General features: G+C 61.7%; 18 protein-coding genes and 1 tRNA gene. 10 read left to right on the forward strand and 9 right to left on the reverse strand.

The window, feature by feature from the left end; genetic code table 11:
- Nucleotides 1–49: 49 nt before the first annotated feature.
- Together EUU22_RS07660 and rpoZ are read right to left on the reverse strand one after the other, a co-directional pair.
- A complete protein-coding gene (locus EUU22_RS07660; RefSeq protein WP_129331408.1) occupies nucleotides 50–2,269 on the reverse strand; it encodes a RelA/SpoT family protein in 2,220 nt (739 codons plus the stop codon).
- Between the two features lie 100 nt (nucleotides 2,270–2,369).
- The gene (rpoZ, locus tag EUU22_RS07665) at nucleotides 2,370–2,765 is read right to left on the reverse strand and encodes a DNA-directed RNA polymerase subunit omega (protein ID WP_129331409.1); all 396 of its coding nucleotides are present in this window, start codon (nucleotides 2,763–2,765) and stop codon (nucleotides 2,370–2,372) included.
- A gap of 298 nt (nucleotides 2,766–3,063) precedes the next feature.
- On the opposite strand from rpoZ, the gene EUU22_RS07670 reads away from it, so the two are divergent.
- The 3 genes from EUU22_RS07670 to EUU22_RS07680 all read left to right on the forward strand — a co-directional run bounded on the left by EUU22_RS07670 (nucleotide 3,064) and on the right by EUU22_RS07680 (nucleotide 6,551).
- Nucleotides 3,064–3,648, forward strand: a complete 585-nt coding sequence (locus EUU22_RS07670; protein ID WP_129331410.1) for a LabA-like NYN domain-containing protein — start codon at nucleotides 3,064–3,066, stop codon at nucleotides 3,646–3,648.
- Nucleotides 3,649–3,871: 223 nt separating this feature from the next.
- The gene (locus EUU22_RS07675; RefSeq protein WP_129331411.1) at nucleotides 3,872–5,386 is read left to right on the forward strand and encodes a globin-coupled sensor protein; all 1,515 of its coding nucleotides are present in this window, start codon (nucleotides 3,872–3,874) and stop codon (nucleotides 5,384–5,386) included.
- 85 nt (nucleotides 5,387–5,471) lie between these two features.
- The gene (locus tag EUU22_RS07680) at nucleotides 5,472–6,551 is read left to right on the forward strand and encodes a bifunctional transcriptional activator/DNA repair enzyme AdaA (RefSeq protein WP_129331412.1); all 1,080 of its coding nucleotides are present in this window, start codon (nucleotides 5,472–5,474) and stop codon (nucleotides 6,549–6,551) included.
- 12 nt (nucleotides 6,552–6,563) lie between these two features.
- On the opposite strand, the gene EUU22_RS07685 is transcribed toward EUU22_RS07680, so the two are convergent.
- Together EUU22_RS07685 and smpB are read right to left on the reverse strand one after the other, a co-directional pair.
- Nucleotides 6,564–6,998, reverse strand: coding sequence for a DUF3830 family protein (locus EUU22_RS07685; RefSeq protein WP_129331413.1), 435 nt, complete (start codon nucleotides 6,996–6,998; stop codon nucleotides 6,564–6,566).
- Entirely contained in the window at nucleotides 6,998–7,474 is a 477-nt protein-coding gene (gene smpB, locus EUU22_RS07690; RefSeq protein WP_112686763.1) for an SsrA-binding protein SmpB, read from the reverse strand. Before smpB ends, EUU22_RS07685 begins: the two co-directional genes overlap by 1 nt.
- Nucleotides 7,475–7,899: 425 nt before the next feature.
- Between smpB and EUU22_RS07695 the strand changes: the two genes are divergently transcribed.
- Nucleotides 7,900–9,105 carry an SIR2 family protein gene (locus EUU22_RS07695; RefSeq protein ID WP_129331414.1) on the forward strand — a complete coding sequence of 402 codons (1,206 nt, stop codon included), beginning with the start codon at nucleotides 7,900–7,902 and terminating at the stop codon, nucleotides 9,103–9,105.
- Nucleotides 9,102–10,943, forward strand: coding sequence for an ATP-binding protein (locus EUU22_RS07700; protein WP_129331415.1), 1,842 nt, complete (start codon nucleotides 9,102–9,104; stop codon nucleotides 10,941–10,943). The genes EUU22_RS07695 and EUU22_RS07700 overlap by 4 nt, the downstream gene beginning before the upstream one ends.
- 154 nt (nucleotides 10,944–11,097) lie before the next feature.
- On the opposite strand, the gene dapA is transcribed toward EUU22_RS07700, so the two are convergent.
- Nucleotides 11,098–11,982: a 4-hydroxy-tetrahydrodipicolinate synthase gene (gene dapA / locus EUU22_RS07705; RefSeq protein ID WP_129331416.1), complete on the reverse strand. Its 885-nt coding sequence runs from the start codon at nucleotides 11,980–11,982 to the stop codon at nucleotides 11,098–11,100.
- A gap of 221 nt (nucleotides 11,983–12,203) precedes the next feature.
- Here dapA and EUU22_RS07710 point away from each other — a divergent pair, with 221 nt between their 5' ends.
- Entirely contained in the window at nucleotides 12,204–14,270 is a 2,067-nt protein-coding gene (locus EUU22_RS07710; protein WP_129331417.1) for a lytic transglycosylase domain-containing protein, read from the forward strand.
- An 89-nt stretch (nucleotides 14,271–14,359) separates the two neighbouring features.
- Nucleotides 14,360–15,238: an alpha/beta fold hydrolase gene (locus EUU22_RS07715; protein WP_129331418.1), complete on the forward strand. Its 879-nt coding sequence runs from the start codon at nucleotides 14,360–14,362 to the stop codon at nucleotides 15,236–15,238.
- Between the two features lie 102 nt (nucleotides 15,239–15,340).
- On the opposite strand, the gene EUU22_RS07720 is transcribed toward EUU22_RS07715, so the two are convergent.
- Together EUU22_RS07720 and EUU22_RS07725 are read right to left on the reverse strand one after the other, a co-directional pair.
- A complete protein-coding gene (locus EUU22_RS07720; protein WP_129331419.1) occupies nucleotides 15,341–16,345 on the reverse strand; it encodes a porin in 1,005 nt (334 codons plus the stop codon).
- A 265-nt stretch (nucleotides 16,346–16,610) separates the two neighbouring features.
- A tRNA-Ser gene (locus EUU22_RS07725) sits at nucleotides 16,611–16,701 on the reverse strand.
- 587 nt (nucleotides 16,702–17,288) lie between these two features.
- Here EUU22_RS07725 and EUU22_RS07730 point away from each other — a divergent pair.
- Together EUU22_RS07730 and EUU22_RS07735 are read left to right on the forward strand one after the other, a co-directional pair.
- Entirely contained in the window at nucleotides 17,289–18,278 is a 990-nt protein-coding gene (locus tag EUU22_RS07730) for a porin (protein ID WP_129331420.1), read from the forward strand.
- A 228-nt stretch (nucleotides 18,279–18,506) separates the two neighbouring features.
- Complete coding sequence (locus EUU22_RS07735) at nucleotides 18,507–19,493, forward strand: tyrosine-type recombinase/integrase (protein ID WP_129331421.1); 987 nt, start codon at nucleotides 18,507–18,509, stop codon at nucleotides 19,491–19,493.
- Between the two features lie 137 nt (nucleotides 19,494–19,630).
- Here EUU22_RS07735 and EUU22_RS07740 read toward each other — a convergent pair whose 3' ends face one another.
- Nucleotides 19,631–20,437, reverse strand: a complete 807-nt coding sequence (locus tag EUU22_RS07740; RefSeq protein ID WP_129331422.1) for an aldolase/citrate lyase family protein — start codon at nucleotides 20,435–20,437, stop codon at nucleotides 19,631–19,633.
- Nucleotides 20,438–20,446: 9 nt separating this feature from the next.
- Nucleotides 20,447–21,664, reverse strand: a complete 1,218-nt coding sequence (locus tag EUU22_RS07745) for an NAD(P)/FAD-dependent oxidoreductase (protein WP_129331423.1) — start codon at nucleotides 21,662–21,664, stop codon at nucleotides 20,447–20,449.
- Nucleotides 21,665–21,862: 198 nt separating this feature from the next.
- Between EUU22_RS07745 and EUU22_RS07750 the strand changes: the two genes are divergently transcribed.
- Nucleotides 21,863–22,897 (forward strand): calcium-binding protein, encoded by a 1,035-nt coding sequence (locus EUU22_RS07750; RefSeq protein WP_129331424.1) that lies wholly within the window; start codon nucleotides 21,863–21,865, stop codon nucleotides 22,895–22,897.
- Nucleotides 22,898–22,966: the final 69 nt, after the last annotated feature.

Genomic DNA, 22,966 nt, shown 5'->3' on the forward strand with positions numbered 1-22,966 from the left:
CAGTTCACCACAGCGACAAGCCCTCGTCCAGCGCGCTGGCGAGAGCGGCTCAGTCGTAGACGCGCTTGACGGTCGAGATGCAGTCGAGGTCCTTCAGCTGCGCAATCAGCTGGTTGAGCTGCCTGAGGTCCCAGACCTCGACGTCGATCGCCATTTCGGTGAAGTCGATGGCGACACTCGTCATCGTAAGGGTACGGATGTTGACGTCGAGGCCGGCCATGGTCTGCGCGACCTTGGCGAGCGCGCCGGGCTCGTTGATCGCATTGATCAGGATGCGCGCGATGAAGCGCGCCTTGTTGGCCTCGTCGAGGTCCCAGCGGACGTCGATCCAACGTTCGGGCTCCTCGTCGAAGCGCTGCAGCGCCGAGGCCTGGATCGGATAGATGGTGATGCCCTTGCCGTCTTCCATGATGCCGACGATACGGTCGCCGGGCACGGCGCCCGCCGGCGAAAAATGCACCTGCGCGCTGCCCGAAAGTCCGCGGATCGGCAGAGGTTCCGGCCCCTCGCCGACACCTTCCGCAAGCTTGCCCTTGTTCGGCAGGCGGAAGACCATGCTGTTGGCACCACTCATGTTGAACCAGCCCTCGTCGCTTGCCGGCTTCACCGTCACGCGCTCGTCCTGGTAATCGGGGAAGACCGCCCGCAGCACGTCGATCGAGGACATCTCGCCACGGCCGACGGCGGCGATCGCGTCCTCGACGTCCTTGTGGCCGAGACGGTGCAGCACCGGCCGCAGCGCGTCGCGCGAGAAGATCTTGCCGGCGCGCTCGAAGGTGCGTTCGAGGATGCGGTGACCGAGGCCGGAATACTGCTTACGGATCGCCATGCGGGTGGCGCGGCGGATTGCCGAACGGGCTTTGCCGGTGACGACGATCTCCTCCCAGGCGGCCGGCGGCACCTGCACGCCGGAGCGGATGATCTCCACCTCGTCGCCGTTGTTGAGGCGGGTGACCAGCGGCATGATCGAGCCATTGATCTTGGCACCGACCGTCGTATCGCCGATGTTGGTGTGCACCGCATAGGCGAAGTCGATCGGGGTTGCCCCGCGCGGAAGCGCGATCAGCTTGCCCTTCGGCGTGAAGCAGAAGACCTGGTCCTGGAAAAGCTCGAGCTTGGTGTGCTCGAGGAATTCCTCAGGGTTGTCGCCTTCGGCCAGCGCCTCGATGGTATGGCGGAGCCAGGAATAGGCATTGCCTTCACGCGACAGCAGTTCGCCGTCGCCGCCACCCTCGCCGTCCTTGTAGAGCGCATGCGCGGCGATACCGTATTCGGCGATCTCGTGCATCCGCTTCGTGCGGATCTGCAGTTCGATGCGCTGGCGCGACGGCCCGACGATGGTGGTGTGGATCGAACGGTAGTCGTTCTGCTTCGGCGTCGAGATGTAATCCTTGAAGCGACCGGGAACCACGCGCCAGCGGGTGTGGACAATACCGAGCGCGCGATAGCAGGACGGAATGTCGTCGACGAGGATGCGGAAGCCGTAGACGTCGGAGAGCTGCTCGAAGGAGAGCGACTTCGACTGCATCTTGCGGAAGACGGAATAGGGCTTCTTCTGCCGCCCCTTGACCGCCGCGTGGATCAGCCCGTTGGCGACGAGGAGATCGCGCAGCTCGTCCTCGATCTTCTTGATCAGCCCCTCGTTGCGGCGGGAAAGCTCCGCCAGGCGCTCGGTGACTGTCTCGTAGGCTTCGGGATTGATGTAGCGGAAGGACAGGTCCTCCAGCTCCTCGCGCATGTCCTGCATGCCCATGCGGCCCGCGAGCGGCGCATAGATCTCCATCGTCTCTTCGGAGATGCGGGCGCGCTTCTCGGGCTTCATGTGCTCGAGCGTGCGCATGTTGTGCAGGCGGTCGGCGAGCTTGACGAGAAGCACGCGCACGTCGTCGGAAATCGCCAGCAGGAGCTTGCGGAGATTTTCCGCCTGCTTCGCCTTCTTGGTGACGAGGTCGAGCTTCTTGAGCTTGGTCAGTCCCTCGACCAGCCGGCCGATGTCTTCGCCGAAGAGCTCGTCGATCTCCGCGCGGGTCGCCGTCGTATCCTCGATCGTGTCGTGCAGCAGGGCGACGGCGATCGTCGATTCGTCGAGACGCATCTCGGTGAGGATCGCTGCGACTTCGAGGGGATGGGAGATATAGGGGTCGCCGCTCGCACGGGTCTGCTTGCCGTGCTTCTGCATCGCATAGACGTAGGCTTTGTTCAGCAGCGCTTCATTGGCATCGGGCTTGTATTTCTGAACCCGCTCCACGAGCTCGTATTGCCGCATCATCCAAAGCCACTCCAACAAACGAAAAGCGCGCCAACCCGTGGGGTCGGCGCACATGAGCACATTGTCGTCGGCGCAAGCTTAACCCGACATTGCTTGACGATTAGTAATCGTCGCTCTTTTCCGGCGGAACAAGGCCTTCGATACCGGCCAGAAGGTCTTCTTCCGACATCTGGTCGAAGGTCACGGTTTCCGGCAGGTCTTCCTCTTCCTCGCTGCGCGTGGCGGCGGCGGAAAGAAGCGCGCCTGCATCCTGTTCCGGCTCGTCGACTTCGACATGCTTCTGCAGCGAGTGGATGAGGTCTTCCTTGAGGTCGCCCGGAGAAAGGGTCTCGTCGGCGATCTCGCGCAGGGCGACGACCGGATTTTTGTCATTGTCGCGATCGACGGTGATCTGCGAACCCTGCGAGATCTGCCGTGCACGATGGCTGGCGAGCAGAACGAGCTCGAAGCGGTTCTCTACTTTGTCGATGCAATCTTCAACGGTGACACGGGCCATAGCCTGTCCTTTACGGTCATGATCTTTCGGGATTAACACGCCCGATACAATCAATGGGCGGCGAATTCAAGTTTTTCCTTGATCGCAGCGTGACATTGCACCCCAATCCACGCTGCAATCTGCATGGAAAATTTTCACGCCTCAACCAAAACGTGCTTGGAATGTGATCCGTCGTGCACTACATGATTCTTATATGAACAGTTCATAATTTTACCGGGCCGTTCATACGTCAAGGACAACATCCTGACTTTGCATAGGTTTTCCGCATTGCTCGTTTAAATCCAAAGGGATATTGCGCATGTTTGACCCACGCGAAAAGCTTGCACTCTTCATCGACGGCGCGAATCTCTACGCGGCCTCCAAGAGCCTCGGCTTCGACATCGACTACCGGAAGCTGTTGAAGGCCTTCCAGAAGCGCGGCTACCTGCTGCGCGCCTATTATTATACGGCGCTGATCGAGGACCAGGAATATTCGTCCATCCGTCCCCTGATCGACTGGCTCGACTACAACGGCTACAAGGTCGTCACCAAGCCGGCGAAGGAGTTCACCGACTCCATGGGGCGCCGCAAGGTCAAGGGCAACATGGACATCGAGCTTGCCATCGACGCGATGGAGCAGGCCGAGACGGCGGATCACCTGGTGATCTTTTCCGGCGACGGCGATTTCACCACGCTGGTCGAGGCGCTGCAGCGCAAGGGGCGCAAGGTTTCCGTGGTCTCGACCATGGCCACGCAGCCGCCGATGATCGCCGACGACCTGCGCCGCCAGTCCGATCATTTCATCGATCTCGTCAGCCTCAAGGCCGAGATCGGCCGCGATCCGAGCGAGCGCATGGCGCGCGCGCCGGTCGAGCCGGATCCCGGCGAAGACATCGAGGAATAGGAACCTCGGCTGTTCCGTCAGCCGCCCGAACCCGGCACCGCGACGTGCCGGGATTTTCGTCGTTCGCATCTTTTTTGGGCATAGATCCGGCGCGAATACGTAGCCCTCACACTATTTATTTGTTTCTTAAACATTTGAGAGGAGGGTGAAATACGGAAGAATTGCTTCCGGAATTCGCCTCGCGGCTCGCCACCGCACAGCATTGACAGACAGCAGTATACCAATGACCAGTGCCTCACGGACCCGTTCCGACCTTGCAGACCGCCTCTCTTTTCTGAAAATTGATAAAGCGCAAATTGAAACGCTGATCGCCCTTCAACCCGCAATCAACGCCTCCGTAGGCCCCGCGCTCGACGCCTTCTACGCGGCGGCCAAAGCGCACCCGGAGACAGCCCGCTTCTTTTCAAGCGATGCACACATTTCCCACGCCAAGGAAAAGCAGCGCAATCACTGGGCGCTGATCACCTCGGGCCGGTTCGACGAACAGTATGTCGGCGCGGTCACCGCCATCGGCAGGACCCATGCCCGGCTCGGCCTCGAGCCGCGATGGTACATCGGCGGCTATGCGCTCGTGCTCGAGGGTCTTCTCGATGCGGTCGTCAAGAGCGAGCTGAAAGGCATGTTGCAGGCGAAGAAGGCCAAGCGCCTTTCGGACGGCATCAGCGCCGTGCTGAAGGCCGCCATGCTCGACATGGACTATTCGATTTCCGTCTATCTGCAGGCACTCGCCGAAGAGCGTGAGAAGGCCGAGCAGGAACGCCACACTCTGGAAATGGAGCAGGAAGAGGCGCTCACCGCGATCGACCGCGCCCTCGACGCCCTGAGAACGGGCGACCTTTCCGCCAGCATCAGCCAGCCCCTTTCGCCGCGTTTCGCCCGCCTGCGCGACAACTACAATCAGGCGCTGGAAGCTTTGGGCACCGCGTTTGCGGCGATCGTCGACGAGACGGACCGCGTATCGATGAGCACGCGCGAGCTTTCCGCGGCGACCGACAACATGGCGCAGCGCACCGAACAGCAGGCCGCAGCGCTCGAAGAAACGGCAGCCGCGCTCGACGAGATCACCGCCGTTTCCCGGCAGGCCGCCCAGCGCACCCAGGAGGCGATGACCGTGGTGCACGCCTCCGCGCAGGAAGCCGTTCGCTCCGGCGAGATCGTCGAAGAAGCGATCAGCGCGATGGGTGAGATCGAGCAATCGTCGCGCAGGATCACCCAGATCATCAGCGTCATCGACGAGATTTCGTTCCAGACCAACCTGCTGGCGCTCAATGCCGGCGTGGAAGCGGCGCGCGCCGGCGAAAGCGGGCGCGGTTTTGCCGTCGTCGCGCAGGAGGTCCGTGAGCTCGCACAACGCTCCGCCTCGGCCGCCCGCGAGATCAAGATCCTGATCGATCGCTCGTCGCAGGACGTCGCGCACGGCGTCTCGCTCGTCAATCGCACCGGCGAGGCCCTGCGCACCATCGGCGGCCAGGTGCACGCGATCAACGAGCACATTACGGCGATCGCCACCTCGTCGCAGGAGCAGTCCTCCGGCATCAGCGAGATCAACAAGGCGATCAACAGCATGGATCAGATGACCCAGCAGAACGCCGCGATGGTCGAGGAAACCAATGCCTCGACCCACGAACTCAACCAGATCGCCGGACACCTGAACAGCCTGCTGTCGCGCTTCAATGTCTCGCGTTCGCAGGTCCACACGCCGGCATCGACGCAGTACCGCCCGTCCTACGCGGCCTGACGTTCCTGTTCACGAACCGCCGGAAAAGAGAATCCATGCTCTTTTTCCGGCGGCATTCGTTCGCCGTCCGGGGTAAAACAGATGCATGCTGTTTAACCGACCCACCGACGACACCCTCTATGACGCGCTTTTGAAGCGCGATGCGGCCTATGAAGGCTTCGCCTGGGTCTGCGTCACCACGACGCGGATCTTCTGCCGGCTGACCTGCCCGGCCCGCAAGCCCAAACGCGAGAACTGCATCTTCGAGGAGAGCATCGCCGCCTGCCTGGAAGCAGGTTACCGACCCTGTCTGCGCTGCCGGCCGATGCTGCGCTACAAGGACAACGACCCGACCGTCACTTCGCTCCTCGAAGCGCTGGAGTGCGAGCCGGAGCGGCGCTGGCGCGAGAGCGATCTTCTGGCGATGGGGCTCGATCTTTCGACCGTGCGGCGCGCCTTCAAGCGGCAGTTCGGCATGAGCTTCCTCGAAATCGCCCGGCTGCGCCGCGTCGGGCTCGCGGCCGAAACGCTTGCCGAGGGTGCCCCGGTCATCGAGGCGCAGCTCGACGCCGGCTTCGAATCCGGCAGCGGCTTTCGCGCGGCGATCACCCAGCTCATCGGCAGCGCGCCGCGTCACCTGCGCGGCAAGGGCCTCCTCAAGGCCGACTGGATCGAAACGCCGATCGGTCCGATGATGGCGATTGCCGACGACCATGCGCTGCATCTCCTCGAATTCGCCGACCGCCCTGCCCTGCCGACCGAAATCCGGCGCATTCGGGAGAGGACCGGCTGCGGCATCGTGCTCGGGCGCGCCGCACCGATCGATCTCGTGGAGCAGGAGCTGAAACGGTATTTCGACGGCGACAGGGCCGCCTTCGACGTGCGCATCGCCGGCCACGGCACACCGTTCGAACGCGCGGTCTGGGAGGCGCTCCGGCAGATCTCACCCGGTACCGTGCAAAGTTACGGCATACTCGCTGCCGCGATGGGCCGGCCCGGCTCCGTCCGGGCGGTGGGGCGCGCCAACGGCGCCAACCAGATCGCGATCGTCATCCCCTGCCACCGGGTGATCGGCGCCGACGGCGGGCTCACGGGTTACGGGGGTGGATTGTGGCGCAAGCGCTGGCTTCTCGAACACGAACGGCGGATGGCCGCCGGGCGGGGACGGGTCGAAGCCGCGGAGTAGCGACGACGCCGGTTACGCCGAAAGCGGTTCGAAGGCGATATCCTGGGCGCCCTGCCAGAGCACCATGCGGCCCATGGGCTCCAGGTGCTCGCGGCCCTCGACCACCGTCAGGAAATGATTTCCCGCAAGCACGCCCATCTTGCTGGCGAAGTGCGAGCTGCCATAGGCGAAGAGCAGCTCCGTCTCGCTGAACCCGCCCGGATAGAGCAGGATGTCGCCGCGCGAGGGGTGGCTGGTATGATTCTCGAAGCCGGCGCCGAACGCGAAATCGCCGAGCGGCACCCAGACCGCCTCGCCGCTCCACCGGGAATGGATCGTCTGGTTGCGGAACGGCAGGAAGCTTTTGAAGATACGGCAGGTTTCCGGCGCCTTCTCGATCTCGAAGCGGGCGACGAAGACGAAGGGACCGACGGTCACCTTCAAGAGTTCGGCAGGGGTTCCGCTCATCAGCCGGCCTTCAGCAACCGGCTCTTCTGGCGGTTCCAGTCGCGCTCCTTCTCGGTCTCGCGCTTGTCGTGCAGCTTCTTGCCCTTGGCGAGCGCGAGTTCGAGCTTGGCGCGGCCCTTCTCGTTGAAATAGACCTTGAGCGGCACGAGCGTCATGCCCTCGCGGTTGACGGCGGCGCGCAGACGGTTGATCTCGCGCTTCGAGAGCAGAAGCTTGCGGCGACGGCGCGGCTCGTGGTTGAAGCGGTTCGCCTGCAGGTATTCCGGCAGATAGGCGTTGATCAGCCAGATCTCGTCGCCCTCGTCGGAGGCATAGGATTCGGCGATGTTGGCCTTGCCTTCGCGCAACGACTTGACCTCGGTGCCGGTCAAGACCAGCCCCGCTTCATAGGTGTCGATGATCTCGTAATTGAAGCGGGCCTTGCGGTTCTCCGCGACAATCTTGTTGACCGTGCGCTGGCTGCCTTTGGGGGCCATGATCTCGTCTTCCAATCTGCCCGGACCGTTCTTCTCTTGACCGGCGACGGGCACCCGCCGGCTCTTGTCGCATGGATGTAGTACAGAGCGGCGGGGAAATAAAGGCGGGTGGGCGTGATGGGGCGCCTTAGGCCAGCGTTTCGGGTGTTAAGGCGCCTCTTGCTGCGTTTGGAAGCAGACACCTTAGATGATAATCTCTGCGGCAGCGACTGAACTAAGAGCTGTAATCTTGACTTGAATGGGCTCACCCCATCTACAGAATTACCGCGATGCTTCCCGCCTGTTCGCGCATGCCCAACACCTTCTTTAACCCTATGGTTTTTGAAACAACTCGCTTATCGGGTCATAGTTATTGCTTGACGAGAAAATAAGTTGTTGCGGTAGATTCAACCGAAAGTTACCGTACTGTTCGAATTGGGGGGATCATGAGCAACGACGTTGAAGCTGCGCGCCAGTTGGATCGACACATTCGTTCGCCACGGCAAGTATGGCTCACCGGCGCCGGTATTAGCTGCGGTGCCGGACTACCTCTCATGTATCCTCTGACAGGTCGAATTTTTCATTTACTCGAGACAAATCCCGCGGACACAGAAGCGTTGGCGCTGGTCAAAGCGATTCGAGATGATCTTCCTGATGCGCTACATATAGAGCATGTATTAAGTCATCTCGGTGATCTCATAGCTCTTGCAGAGCGTGCGAAAGATGCTTCAGCGGTTGTCGGTTCTGATCGGGTACATAAGACGAAACTGCAGGCGGCGCATCATACAATCTTGCGACACATCAGGGATACATTGCGTTGGGGTTATATTCCTGCTTCTGCAACATCTCCCGAGCAGGAAGGGAAACTTGGAAAGCCTATCGTTAAGATCGATCACCACCGTCGTTTTATTCGGGCGTTATACAAGGTGAACCGGGCAGGTCTCGACGAGCGACGTGAAGCAATCCAGTTCATAACCACGAATTATGATACACTTATTGAGGATGCGCTGGCTCTCGAACTCATTTCGTATATCGATGGTTTCTCAGGTGGCGCAATTGCAGGATGGGATGAACAGTCGTTGCCTTTGGCGGCGGGCGTGTCGACGGTCAAAGCCGTGATCACGAAGCTTCACGGCTCCATTGACTGGTACAGAAGTGGCAAGGAAAATGGCCGCGTATTTAGGGTTCGACATGATGATGCTTACCCTGACCGCTCTGATAGTAACGGCAACGTAGTCATCTACCCACAGTCTACGAAATATATGGCTTCACGCGAAGATCCATTTGGATTCATGTTTCAACGCTTTCGAGGTCTTCTGTCTGCGGAACGGCAGCAGGTCTTGTTCGTTTGCGGGTATTCTTTTGGTGATGATCATATTGATGCAATCATTGAGCAAAATCTCCTACACATTGACAGCAAGACTACCCTTGTTGCGCTATCTAAAACCCGTAATGCCAAGCTAAAGCGATGGGGGGAAAGTCGCGCAGGCGAGAGGATATTCGTCCTGGCGGAGGATGGACTTTATCGGGGAAGTGCAGGTCCTTTCTTCCCTCCTACAGTCACAATCAAACGAGATTGGTGGAGTTTTGAGGGTACAACTTCGCTACTGGAGAATGGGTTGCCTACGGATATTGCAGAGGTGATCGAATGAGCGATTTTGGTCTCAATCCAAATCTGCAGATCGGAACCGTCTTTGAAACATCGGGCACTACCCTCAAGATATCGCTTCGGCGCAGCTTGACTGAGCTCGTGCAGACACACGGGGGAACCGTTTACTCTGTTGGGCAGATCGGCAGCCTCATCAAGCTGCACATGGGACGAACAATCTTATTCGCCATGGTGCGTCTTTTGCGCCTGCAAACAGAAGAGGAGGCCGCTGCCCAAGGCGCCTCTGAGGCCTCGGATCGCCGTGTGTTGGAAGCTGACCTCTTCGGCGAGGCCCGATGGCAAATGAGCGACGAAACTTTGTCGTTTGATAGGGGTGTCCGCAACTCCCCACTTCCGTTGCAGGCGGCGTATTTAGTCACCGCCTCGGAGACGCGCCGTCTTTACACTGCCATTGAAAAGAAAGGTGGCGATGGACCTAATCGCTTCATCAGTTTTGGCGCTTATGTCGGGGCTGAAGGTGTCGCTTGCCACGCAGATATGGACAAACTTTTTGGGCAGCATTTTGCAGTTCTCGGCTCCACCGGTTCAGGTAAATCCACGGCAGTGGCTGCTATCCTTCATGCCGTTCTGGACCACCGGGCTGTCGAAGGTGGCCCAACCTCTAAGCCCAGAGTCATCATCATCGACCCTCATGGGGAGTACGGAGCTGCTTTCGGCGATAAGGCTATTGTGTATCGTGCTTACGACGATGCCGATGCGGGGGCTGCAGGCACGCGACAGATAAAGTTGCCCTACTGGCTCATGTCCAGTGATGAGTTCCGACGTTTGGTTGTCGGAAAGGGAGAATTCGAGGCAACCTCTCAAGCAAACGTCGTCTACAAAGCCTTGTCGCATGCCCGAATGCATATGCTTAAGCTGGTGATTGATGCCAGTGCTGCCGGGCGCAAAACAGACGCTGTTGGACATCCCGATCTGCCTCGGCCCGCCAACGGTGTAGATGCTGCGGCGATTGCGGAGTTCGACAGGGATTGGCCCGTCCCGTTTGACCTTGATGAATTCAAGCGACATATCGAAATTTGCCAAAATAATAGAAGGCAGAACGGCGCTTGGCAGCCTGTAACTGACAGTGAATTTCAACAGAAATTTGCGTCGATCCTCGATAAGTTATCTGTATTGCGCCTAGATGCTAGAATTGACTTCTTGATGCGCAACTATGCCGATGGTGATCCGAGCCTGGCCGATGTTCTTGCTCAGTTCGTAGGAGCCGATGCAGAAAGGCCAAACGCGCCTATTCGCATCATAGATATCTCTGGCCTCCCCACGGAGGTGGCCGGCCCCTTGACGGCAGCGATTGCCAGATTACTATTTTCTTATAAGCTCGCGCAAACGCGAGAAGAACGCGAGAAGGATCCAATTCTGGTCGTCTGCGAGGAGGCTCACCGGTACGTTCCGGATCGAGGAGAGGCTCAATATGCTGCTGCTCAGGACGCCATACGGAGGATTGCGCGAGAGGGGCGCAAATATGGGATCGGCTTGATGTTAGTTTCCCAGCGACCATCCGATGTGGAGAGCACAGTGTTATCACAGTGCAATTCTTGGGTCGTCTTACGCCTCACGAACGGTACTGACCAAGAACACGTCGGGCGCTTTCTGCCGGACACGATGGCGGGCCTGACAAAACTACTGCCATCGTTGCCACGACGAGAAGCTCTGTTCGTAGGTGAGGCTGCGGCTCTACCCGCAAGAATCAAGCTTACCCATCTGCCTCCAGAGAAGCGACCAAACTCTAATGACATATCGTTCGCTGCAGGTTGGTCAGCGGAGTTTCCCGATCCGGGGGTTTTGGGCATAGTAGCTAATAGAATGTCTTCGCGCTCTTAAATGCAGGAGATCATTCCGCTTGGGGATTCTTCCGGCCACCCCTGCCTTTGAATTGCAACCATCACGCCCTTTGAGCCGAAGCAGACTGACCGTGTCGGCCCCTGCCCGTCCGCCAACAAAAAAAGCCGGGTCGCCCCGGCCTCTCCTCATTCCTTCACCCCATCAGCCCCGCATGCGCGAGTGCCGCGTCGATCGCCGCTTCGGTGGCGGGTTCGAGCGTCGGCAAGAGCGGCAGGCGCACCGTGCGGCTCATCCGGCCGAGCTTGGCGAGCGCGTATTTGACGCCGCAGAGGCCGGGCTCGATGAAGATCGCCTTGTGGAGCGGCATCAGCCGGTCCTGGTATTCGAGCGCCTTCTTGTAGTCGCCGGCGCGCGTCGCCGCCTGGAATTCGGCGCAGAGCCGCGGGGCGGCGTTCGCCGTCACCGAGATGCAGCCGACGCCACCGTGCGCGTTGAAGCCGAGCGCCGTCGCGTCTTCGCCGGAGAGCTGGATGAAATCCGTTCCGCAGGTGATCCGCTGCTCGGAGACACGCTCGATCTTGCCGGTCGCATCCTTTACGCCGACGATGTTCTTGTGCGCCTTCGCGAGCCTGCCCATGGTTTCCGGGCTCATGTCGATCACCGAACGGCCGGGAATGTTGTAGATGAAGATCGGCAGCTTCACGGCTTCTGCGATCGCCGCATAGTGGGCGAAGAGGCCCTTCTGCGTCGGCTTGTTGTAATAGGGGGTGACGACGAGCAGCGCATCGGCGCCGACGGCTTCGGCGTGCTGCGCAAGCTCGATCGCCTCGTTCGTGTTGTTGGAGCCGGCGCCGGCGATCACCGGAACCCGCTTGCTTGCCACCTCGACGCACAGTTCCACGACCCGTTTGTGCTCCGCATGGGAAAGGGTCGGCGATTCACCCGTCGTGCCGACCGGCACGAGACCGGTCGAGCCTTCGGCGATCTGCCATTCCACATGCGCGGCAAAGGCTGCCTCGTCGACCGCACCGGTTTCGGTAAACGGCGTCACGAGAGCAGGAATGGATCCCTGGAACATGCATAAAACTCCTCACGGCCGGCATTCATGCTTCGGCCGCATTCCTCGGTTACGAACGCGCGCAGCTTATTGCGGCCTCCGGGCCGCGGCAAGCGCACCGGGCGCGGTTTTATGACAGTTTCAGGCGGCGTAAAAGCGGGAAAATCTGGCGCCGCGGTAAGGTTTCGTTAATATGCTCGGCAGCTAATGGAGATATTCCACATCTGCCATCGGGTACGGGGATGAAAAGAGCGCTTCTGCTGACCTCCGCCTTCGGTTTCGGGCTGGCGGCGACGGCCGCCATGGCCGGCCCGCCGGACGGCGGCGCCGTGCCCCTGCCGCTTTCGAAGCCCGCCATGCGCCCGATCGAGGCGGCCCTGATGCCGACCTTCGAGATCACCGGCGCGAACCCGCGGACGGGACGCCTGCCGGTCGCCGATCCGCTGCTGAAAGAAGGGCTCGACGCGCTCTCGAACAAGGACGGCGCCGAGGCGCTCGCCATCCGCGACCGCATGGGAGCCTCGCTCGACCGGCACATGCTCACCTGGTCGATCGCCATGTCCGGCCTGCCGGGAATCCCCTCTTCCGCCATCGCCGCGGCCCAACGCGAGCTCAAGGGCTGGCCGGGGCTTTTAGCCTTCCGGGCCAATTCCGAACGGGCGCTCTACCGCGAAAGCCCGCCGGCCGATGCCGTCCTCTCCGCTTTCGGGGCGACGAAACCGGAAACGCCGGAAGGCGCGGTGATCCTGGCGCGGGCAGAGCTCGCCACCGGTGACCGGGCAGCGGCTGCCCGCACGCTTCGCGCGATCTGGCACGGCGAGGCGCTCGACAAGCCGACGGAGGACCGGATCCTCAAGGAGTTTTCGGGGCTGCTCACCACCGCCGACCACAAGACGCGGATGGATTATCTCCTCTATCGCGGACGCGTGACGCAGGCGAAACGCTTCTCCACCCTCGGCGAGGCGCAGTCGCTCTACAGTGCGTGGGCGGCGGCGCTCAATCGCTCGTCGAAGGCTCCGCAGCTTCTCAAGGCAGTCGATCCGCGCTGGGCGAAGGACCCGGCCCTGCTCTTCGCGCGGATCGAACATCTTCGCCGCCAGGACAAGTACGAGGAAGCGGCCGCCCTGCTCGCGAAGGCGCCGCGCGATGCCGCCGCGCTCGTCAACACCACCGAATGGTGGAACGAGCAGCGCATCGTCGCCCGCGGCCTCGCCGACCAGGGCGACTTCAAGGCGGCCTACCGCCTCGCGTCGCGCCATACCGCGGCCGAATCGAGCGACATCGTCGACGCGGAATTCCACGCCGGCTGGTATGCGTTGCGCGGCCTTCGCGACGCGGAGACCGCAGCGACGCATTTCCGCAAGATCCTCACCGTGTCGCAAAAGCCGCTTTCGGTTTCACGCGCCTGGTACTGGCTCGGCCGCGCCGCCGAGGCGGGCGGCAAGGCGGATGCGAAGGACTTTTTCCTGAAGGCGGCGCGCTATCCGAGCACCTTCTACGGCCAGCTTGCCGCCGCACGGCTCGAGTCGCCGGGGCTCGCCATCCCCTACCCCGCGCCGACGCCCGAGGAGCGGCAGACCTTCGCCAATCGCGAGGCGGTGCAGGCGATCGCACGCTTCGAGGCGGCCGGCCACGGCTGGCGGGCGGAAAGCCTCTACCGGGCGCTCGCCCAACAACTCGACAGCCCCGGCGAATTGGCTCTTCTCGCCACCAAGGCCGAGAAGAGCGTCGGCCACCAGCTCTCTTTGCAGATCGGCAAGGCCGCCTATGCCCGCGGCATCGACGTGCCCGCACTCGCCTTCCCGATCGGCGTCATTCCGAGCTCCGCCAATATCGCGGGTTCGGGCAAGGCGCTCGCCTACGCGATCGCGCGTCAGGAAAGCGCCTTCAATCCGGCGGCCGTATCGCCGGCGGACGCCCGCGGGCTCCTGCAACTGATGCCGGGGACCGCGAGAGGCGTTGCCGGGCGCTACGGCCTTGCCTATTCCCCGGAAAAGCTCACCTCCGACGCCGGCTATAATGCGACGCTCGGCGCGCACTATCTCGGCGAACAGATCGACCGGTTCGGCGGTTCCTACGTGCTCACCTTCGTCGCCTACAATGCCGGGCCGAAGCGCGTGCCTGAATGGATCGCCCGCTACGGCGACCCGCGCGGTAAATCGATCGACGAGGTCGTCGACTGGATCGAGCGCATCCCCTTCCCCGAGACGCGCAACTATGTGCAGCGGGTGATGGAGAACTACCAGATCTACAAGACCCGCCTCGGACAGAAGGCCGACATCGTCCACGACCTGCGCTACGGGCGCTGAGGCCGTCTCTCGACAACCCACTGTTTTCGTGGAACTTTACGACAAGGCGGCAACCTGGCCGCCCTGCAGGTGAAGACCGGGAGGATGACATGGCGGCAGACGGGAGCGCAGCGTTCGAGGTGACGGTTCCGGACGGGCTGACGCTGCGCGGCCGCATCTTCGGCGAGGCGGTCGGCGGAACGCCGGTCGTCTGCCTCGCCGGGCTCACCCGCAACGGCCGCGACTTTGCCCCGCTTGCCCAATGGCTGGCGAACCATCCCGAGCGTCCCTTCAAGGTGGTGACGATCGATTCGCGCGGCCGCGGGGCATCCGATCGCGATCCGGACCCGAGCCGCTACACGGTCCCGGTCGAGACCGGCGACGTGATCACCGTCTGCGCGGCACTCGGCATTGCCCGCGCCGCCTTCATCGGCACTTCGCGCGGCGGCCTCATCCTCCATATCCTCGCCGCGCTGAAACCCGACCTGCTTGCAGCTGCGATCCTGAACGACATCGGCCCGGTGATCGAGGCGGAGGGACTGCGGCACATACAGTCTTATCTCGGGCGAACCGCCCGGTTCTCGGATTTCGGGCAGGCGGCGGTGCATCTGCAGGCCGTCCACGGACCGCATTTCCCGGCGCTCGGCGACGACGACTGGCAGGAGATGGCGCAAGCCATCTACCGCGAGCGGGACGGCGTGATCGAGGCGGACTGCGATCCGGCGATTGCCGCGGCGACGGTCGCTGCGGATTTCAGCGCTCCGCTGCCGGACCTCTGGCCACAGTTCGAGGGTTTCGCCGGCTTGCCGCTGATGGCGATCCGCGGCGAGCACTCGACGCTTCTGTCCGAGGAAACGGTTAGGCAGATGATGCGGCACCACCCCGCGCTGCGGTGGTCGACGGCGGCCGGTCAGGGGCACGCCCCGCTCCTGCATCTCGACGAGTTGCCGGAGGACATCCACCGCTTTTTCGTCGAAAGCGTCGGTTGACCTTCACCGTCGCGGCGCACGCGCGAAGCCTCATCTCCATCTTTGCAAACGAAAAAGCCCGGCACGAAGGCCGGGCTTTCCCTATAAGATCAGGTGATCTTATTAGAACGAACGCTGCAGGCGGAAGTAACCACCCCACGAGCCGTCGTCGCCAGCGGCGTCGGTGTCAGCATACTGAACCGAAACCTTGGCATCGAGGCCGGAAGCGATTGCGTAGTCGAGGGTTACGCCAGCCTTCCAGGCGTCGACATTGGCGAAGCCTTCGCCAACCGTACCGTAGTTCCACCAGTACTGGGCACCGGGGGTCAGGGTCAGCTTGTCGGTGAGCTTGGCAGCGTACGAAGCAGCAACGGTCCATTCCGAAGCGTCGTAGTACTGGTTCGCGCCGGTCGAGTAGACAGCGGCGACGCCGAGGGTGCCCGGGCCGACTTCAGCTTCTACGATAGCGCGGACAGCGCCGTCTTCGCGAGCGAAGTCGTAGGCGCCGAGCAGGTAGGCCGTAACCGGACCGAAGGTAGCCGAAACCTGGCCTTCGATGCCGACGCCGTCGGTTTCGCCAGCAGCCGAAGCGTGCAGCTCGTCAACGAAAACGCCGACCTTGAAGGCGTCGGAAGCGTATTCGTAACCGATCGAGTTGATCAGGTTCGAACCGAGCGAGTCGGTTTCGCCAGCGAGACCGGAATCCCAGTAGTTGTAGAAGTAACCAACCTTGAAGCCGCCGACGGAGATCGAAGCTTCGTCGAGCTGGAAGGCGCTGTTGGTGCCGTCTTCTTCACCCCAGGCGTAGAAAACGACCGTCGAGCTGATCGTGCCGACTTCCGAGTCGTTCTTGGCGTCGAACTGAACGAGACCGCGCGTACGGGCATCCCAGTCGCTGGTGTCGGTGTTGTTGTCATAGCCCCAGTTCAACTGAGCGCGAACCGAACCGCTGATCTTGAGGCAGGTTTCGGTGCCGGGGATGTAGAAGTAGCCGGTGCCGAAAGCGTCGCAAACGCGAACGTATTCCATCGGCTCGGGCTCGGCAGCAACGATAGCGTCGGCAGCCTGGGCGCCGGAAACTACTGCGAGAGCAGCAGCGGAGCCGAGAAGAAGGCTCTTGATGTTCATATTGACCTCCAGTCAATTTTAAGGGGAGGCCACGATCAAAGATCAATAATTAATTTCAGAATCAATATCTTAATTGGACAGGCAGTTTCTCCTCCCGAAGAGAAAGCCTCGTTCGGCGTAGTTCTCGATGACGTTAGAGGTCTGAAATGCACGGCTTCACGGTCGCTCGAGACAGTGCTCAGCGGGTGCTGCGATCAAAGGAAAGGGGTAAAGATGAAGTGTGCCGCGCGGGGCATAGGATCGACGACGTCGACACAGACATAAGTGGCGGAGAGGAAGGGATTCGAACCCTCGATACGCTTTTGACGTATACTCCCTTAGCAGGGGAGCGCCTTCGACCACTCGGCCACCTCTCCGGTGCGGCCTGATTATTTGCATAAGGGTCCGATTGCAAGGCCTTTTCGCCGGATTTCACATTTTCCCTATGGTCCGGCGCCGCCGAGCTCCTCCGGCAAAGAATCGTCCGCTCGAGGGCTCGGCGATTCGGTGCCAATCGCCCCGAAAGGCAGATTCGATCCCCTGGACCAGGGCGTCCGCGTGCCAATTCGGGACACCCGACCACTCATCTTGCATGTCTTCCGTCCGGAAAACCGCCTGTCCTTCCGCAAGAGAGAAGCAGAATCGGCGCGATCCCCAAATGAGCCCGCCCGCCGCGGGGCTTCGTTAAGTGCCGCATAAGAAAGGACTTTCTTAATAAAGGGTAAAGAAGTTCGCCGGTCCGCAGGCCGGTTTGTGTCCTTTCGGCAACAGCCCGTTGGGAAGGGGGGTGCGATAACTTCCTTTCGGCTGTTTGGTGATTGCATGACCGGTCGCGTTTTGTATTTTCAATCTCGGAAGCGAGGCGGTGGATCGTCCGTCTTCTGAAACCGACGGGGATGGGGCAGGGAATGCTGTCCTTCAGCCAAAGAACCCAGACCCATACGAAACTTGACTGGAGGTCAATATGAACATCAAGAGCCTTCTTCTCGGCTCCGCTGCTGCTCTCGCAGTAGTTTCCGGCGCCCAGGCTGCCGACGCTATCGTTGCTGCCGAGCCCGAGCCGATGGAATACGTTCGCGTTTGCGACGCTTTCGGCACCGGCTACTTCTACATCCCCGGCACCGAAACCTGCCTCAAGATCGGTGGTTACGTCCGTGCTCAGCTCGACTGGGGCTATGACAACAACACCGACGAAGACTTCTGGGATGCCGCTACGCGTGGTTACCTCTCTGTAGAGGCCAAGAACGATTCGGAACTCGGCACCATCGGTTCCTACTTCGCGTTCAAGTCCTGGGGTGACGAAGACTACGACAACACCGCCTTTGAGCTCGACGAAGCCTACATCACCGTCGGCGGCTTCAAGGTCGGCTACATGTACAACTACTGGGATTCCGGCCTCAATGGTGAAACCGACGAACTCGGTTCGAACCTGATCAACGCGATCGGCTACGAATACGCTGCCGACGCCTTCAAGGTCGGCGTCTTCGTTGACGAACTGATCGCTTCGGCTCCGTTTGAAAACGACGGCGTCGGCATCGAAGGTCAGGTTTCGGCCACCTTCGGTCCGGTTACCGCCTACCTGCTCGGCGCCTATGACTTCGCTCGCGAAGACGGCGCTATCCGCGGTATCGTAGAAGCTGAAGTCGGCCCGGGCACCCTCGGCGTTGCCGCCATCTACTCGACCGGCGTCAACCAGTACTACAGCGCGTCTGAATGGACCGTCGCTGCTTCGTACGCTGCCAAGCTCACCGACAAGCTGACCCTGACCCCCGGTGCCCAGTACTGGTGGGATGTCGGCTTCGTCGACGTCGACGCCTGGAAGGCTGGTGCAACCCTCGACTACGCGATCGCTACCGGCCTCGACGCCAAGGTCTCCGTTCAGTACGGCGACTCCGACGCCGCTGGCGACGACGGTGCATGGGAAGGCTTCTTCCGCCTGCAGCGTTCGTTCTGATCGTCAGGCGATCACGTGAAATTGAGGTCCGGCTTTCGAGCCGGACCTTTCCCGATCGTGGGAGGCGTCGGGTCTGAAGATCTTTCCTTTGTTCGCAGCGATTTCGGCATCAGAGATCATACCTGAAAGAGAGAAGGAGGTCTGGATAAGTCCACAGTCTGCATTGGCATGGAATGACTACCCCGCGCATTTGCATGGTTGTTGAAGATAGATTTTAGGCATAGCTTTATGAGCCCGCGCTTTTGCGGGACGAGGGTTTTTGCGTTCTTGAGGGATTTGAGTGTGAGCAAGGCAGAGACGAAGACACTGGATTTCGATCAGCAGGTCGAACTGCCGTCCTATCTTGTTCACTACCAGTATCGCCTCAACACGCCGATGGAGGTGAAGGAGACCTCGCTGCGGGCCATGTTCGGCAAGTACGGCGATCTCCTCTGGCTCAACGGCAGCCATAAATACAATGTCACCAATTTCATTAGTGAGCTTCACGATCTTCTGGATACTCCGAGCTTTTCCTCCTTCTCCCAGGAAATGCTCGACCAACTGATTGGTAAGTTGCGCAAGCGCGGTAACAGCAATGCCACCATCAACCGCAAGATGGCGGCCTTAAGCAAGCTACTGCGAAAGGCGTACAAGATGGGCGACATACACAGCCTGCCGGAGTTCAAGCGGCAGAAAGAAAAGGCCGGACGCATCCGTTTCCTCGACGGAGAAGAAGAAACTGCGCTGTTCAGCGAGATCCGGTCGCAGTCCGAGCTCTACTACCGCTTCTGCATTTTCCTCGTCGATACCGGTGCGCGCCTGAGCGAGGGCCTCGACCTGCGCTGGGGTGACATCACCGAAAGCCGTGTCACCTTCTGGGTCACCAAGTCCGGGCGCAGCCGTTCGGTCCCCCTCACCCATCGTGCGGCGAAGGCGATCGCCGCCTCCGACAAGCGCAAGCCGGGACCGTTCAGCGACATCGACCAGCAGCGCTTCCGCATCGCCTGGCACCAGGCGAAGGATGCGATCGGGCTCGGTGACGACAAGGACGTGGTTCCGCACATTCTGCGCCATACCTGTGCCTCGCGCCTCGTGCAGGGCGGCATCGATATCCGCCGCGTCCAGATGTGGCTCGGCCACCAGACCCTGCAGATGACCATGCGCTATGCGCACCTCGCCTCCCATGATCTCGATATGTGCGTTCCGATCCTGGAGCGCGCCGCTTCCGCCAAGTAATCGCTGCGGAGGCCCTTCGGCAGCGTCGTTCTCCGCCCGTCCGGGCATCGCCCTTCCCAAATTCGCAGATATCTCGCAAAAGCGCCGCGGTGGCGTCTCAGACGTCGCCTCCCCTGCGGCTTGACCCGCGCTGCCGGTCAATAGCCAGCGCGGGTGGCCAGGTCGGGGTCGCCCCCGCCGTCGCGATAGCGCGACCGCAGGCTGCGCAGCGCGCCGGAGAATTCCGTGACGTCCGCGCCGACCGCGACATAGCTCGCGCCGAGTGCGAGATAGCGGCGGTTGAGCTCTTCGCTGAAGGTCAGGATGCCGGCGGCCTTGCCGGCCTTCACAATGGTGGCGATCGCGTCTTCGATCACCGACTGCACCTCCGGCGCATCCATCCGGCCGAGGAAGCCCATGTCGGCGGCGAGATCGGCCGGCCCGATGAAGACGCCGTCGACGCCGTTGACTGCGGCGATGTTTTCGAGATCGGCGATCGCCGCCCTGCTTTCGGCCTGGACGAGAAGGCAGATACCGTCGGAGGCGGTGTCGGCATAGTCGGGAATGGTGTTGAAGGCCGAGGCGCGAGCAACGGCGGCCCCGACGCCGCGCACGCCATGCGGCGGATAGCGCACCGCCCGCACCAGCTCACGCGCCTGTTCGGCCGAATCGACCATCGGGATCAGCAGCGTCCGCGCGCCGATATCGAGCAGTTGCTTGATCATCCAGGTTTCGCCGACCGGCGCGCGCACCACCGGCTCGGCGGTGGACGACGAGAGCGCCTGCAGCTGGGCGAGAATGCTGCGCAGGTCGTTCGGCCCGTGCTCCCCGTCGATCACCAGCCAGTCGAAACCGGCATGGCCGGCGATCTCGGCGGCGAGCGCATCGGCCATGTCGAGCCAGAGACCGATCTGCGGCCGGCCTTCGCGGATTGCCGTCTTGAACAGGTTTTCACGGGGAGCCATCGGTTCACCTCAGGAGAGCAGCGTCTTGAGATCGAAGGCGGGGTCGGCGACCACCGCCTTGTCGGCGTTTCGGCCGAGCTCCAGCAGCTTCTTGCCGGTCACATAGGCCTTGGCGTCGTTGATCGCATCGACGGCGATCAATTGTCTCTCTTTATAATACCAGACGGAGAGGCTCTCCTCGCGGCTGCCGGGCCGCAGCACGGTTTCGTCATAGCCCATGTTGAAGCCGGCGATCTGCAGCTTGACGTCATACTGGTCGGACCAGAACCACGGCTTCGGGTCGTAGGGCTCGGAGCCGCCGGCGATGACGGCGGCAGCCGCCTCCGCCTGGTCGACGGCATTCTGCACCGATTCGAGCCGCACCTGCGCGCCCCTCCAGGTGAAGACCGTGCAGTCGCCGGCCGCGTAGATCGACGGATCGGAGGTACGGGCGAAGGCGTCGACGACGATGCCGCCGGCGGTGTCGAGACCGGCATCGACGGCCAGCCGGTCGTTCGGCGTCACGCCGATACCGACGATCACGAAGTCGACGTCGAGCACCGATCCGTCGGAAAGCTCGGCTCCCTTGACCCTGCCCGCCTCGCCGATCAGGCGCACGAGGCCGGTCTTTTCGCGGATGTCGACGCCGTTCTTCCGGTGGATGGCGCGCATGGCGTCCGCCGTCTCCTTCGCCGCGACGCGCTGGAGAATGCGGTCGGCCATTTCGATCAGCGTGACCTCGACGCCAAGCTTGCGGGCAACCGCCGCCGCCTCGAGGCCGATATAGCCGCCGCCGATGATGAGAAGCCGGCGCCCCTCCTTCATCTCTCCGGCCATCAGGTCCGCATCCTTGCGGTCGCGAACCGTGTAGATACCGTCGAGATCGCCGCCGATTGCAGCCGGCAGCCGTCGTGGTGTCGCGCCGGTCGCCAGCACCAGCGTTTCATAAGGGATTGCGCTTCCGTCGAAGAGACGCACGACCTTCTCGTCGCGGGCGATCTCCTCGACCGGCGTCGACAGCCGGATCTCGACCGCATTTTCGGCGAACCAGCTTTCCGGACGGAACAGCAGCCGGTCGAAGGTCATCTCGCCGAGCAGGTATTTCTTCGAGAGCGGCGGGCGCTGATAGGGAAGGCAGTCCTCGGCGCCGAGAATGGTGATCGGCCGCATGTCCTTCAGGCTCCGCAGCTTGGCGGCGACCGCAAATCCCGCCTGACCTGCCCCGACGATGACCAGTCTGCCCGTCACGTTGCTCTCCTGCAAAATCCGAAAAATGGCGTGGGAAGTCGCCGGCCCGCCGGCAAGGAATGGCTTCAAGGGGTACCGCCAAAGCCGCCGGCCCGTCAAGCAAACAGCGCTCCTGCCACGACAATTCCGCCGTTCAGCCTGCATTCAGCCATGCGAGGCGACTATCCCTGCCAAGCCCGCATCCAGGAGGATATCCCGATGGCAACCAACATTTACGGCACGAGCTACAACGACGTCATCTACCAGGACGGCTACCCTTACGTGAATATCTACGCCTATGGCGGCAACGACCGGATCTACCTGAACCTGGGCGGCAATTATGGCGGGTTCAACTACGTGAACGCCGGCAGCGGCAACGACTGGGTCGAAAACACCTTCGAGGGCGGCAACCGCATCTATCTCGGCCTCGGCGACGACGTCTATCTCGGCACCGGCTTCTCGACCGCGGCGGACTACGTCGACCAGGTCAATGCCGGCGACGGCAATGACGCGATCCAGGTCTACACGTACCAGAGCATCTATAACGGCGAGGCGGGCAACGACCGCTTCTACTCGGTCGGCTGGGAGAACACCTTCCACGGCGGCACCGGCACCGACCTGATCAGCTACAAGATCCAGGACGGGGACGCCGACCTCAGGGGCTACGGTGTCAAGATCGATCTCGGCAACGGCTATGCCACTGCGACGGGCTATGAGGAAGAGACGCTGATCAGCATCGAGAACGCCGTCGGCACCGGCTATGCCGACACGATCCTCGGATCAAACGTCGCCAACACGCTCTGGGGCGACAACGGCAACGACCTTCTGAACGGCTATGCCGGCAACGACATCCTGCTCGGCGGCAACGGCAATGATCGCATCTACGGCGGCTCGGGCAACGACCGGCTCTACGGCGATGCCGGCCGCGACGTGATGACCGGCGGCACCGGCGCCGACATCTTCCACTTCACCAAGCTCACCGACAGCCGCGTCGGCACCTCTCGCGACGTCATCACCGACTTTTATCACAGCGAAAGCGACAGGATCGATCTCCGCTCGATCGACGCCGACAGCGGCCTTTCCGGCAACCAGGCCTTCGACTTCATCGGCACGGCGGCCTTCAGCCACACCGAGGGCGAATTGCGGTTCTCCGGCGGCGTGCTCTCCGGCGACGTGAACGGCGACGGCGTCGCCGACTTTCAGGTGGCGGTGTCCGGCCTCTCGAAGATGTACACCTCCGATTTCTATCTCTGATCCACCAGGGATGAAGCGAAGGCCCGGCACCTTGGAAGAGGTGTCGGGCCTTTTTCGTTTCGCGGTCAA

Origin of the sequence: Ciceribacter ferrooxidans (genome assembly GCF_004137355.1) — a bacterium.
In the GTDB taxonomy this organism is placed as follows: domain Bacteria; phylum Pseudomonadota; class Alphaproteobacteria; order Rhizobiales; family Rhizobiaceae; genus Allorhizobium; species Allorhizobium ferrooxidans.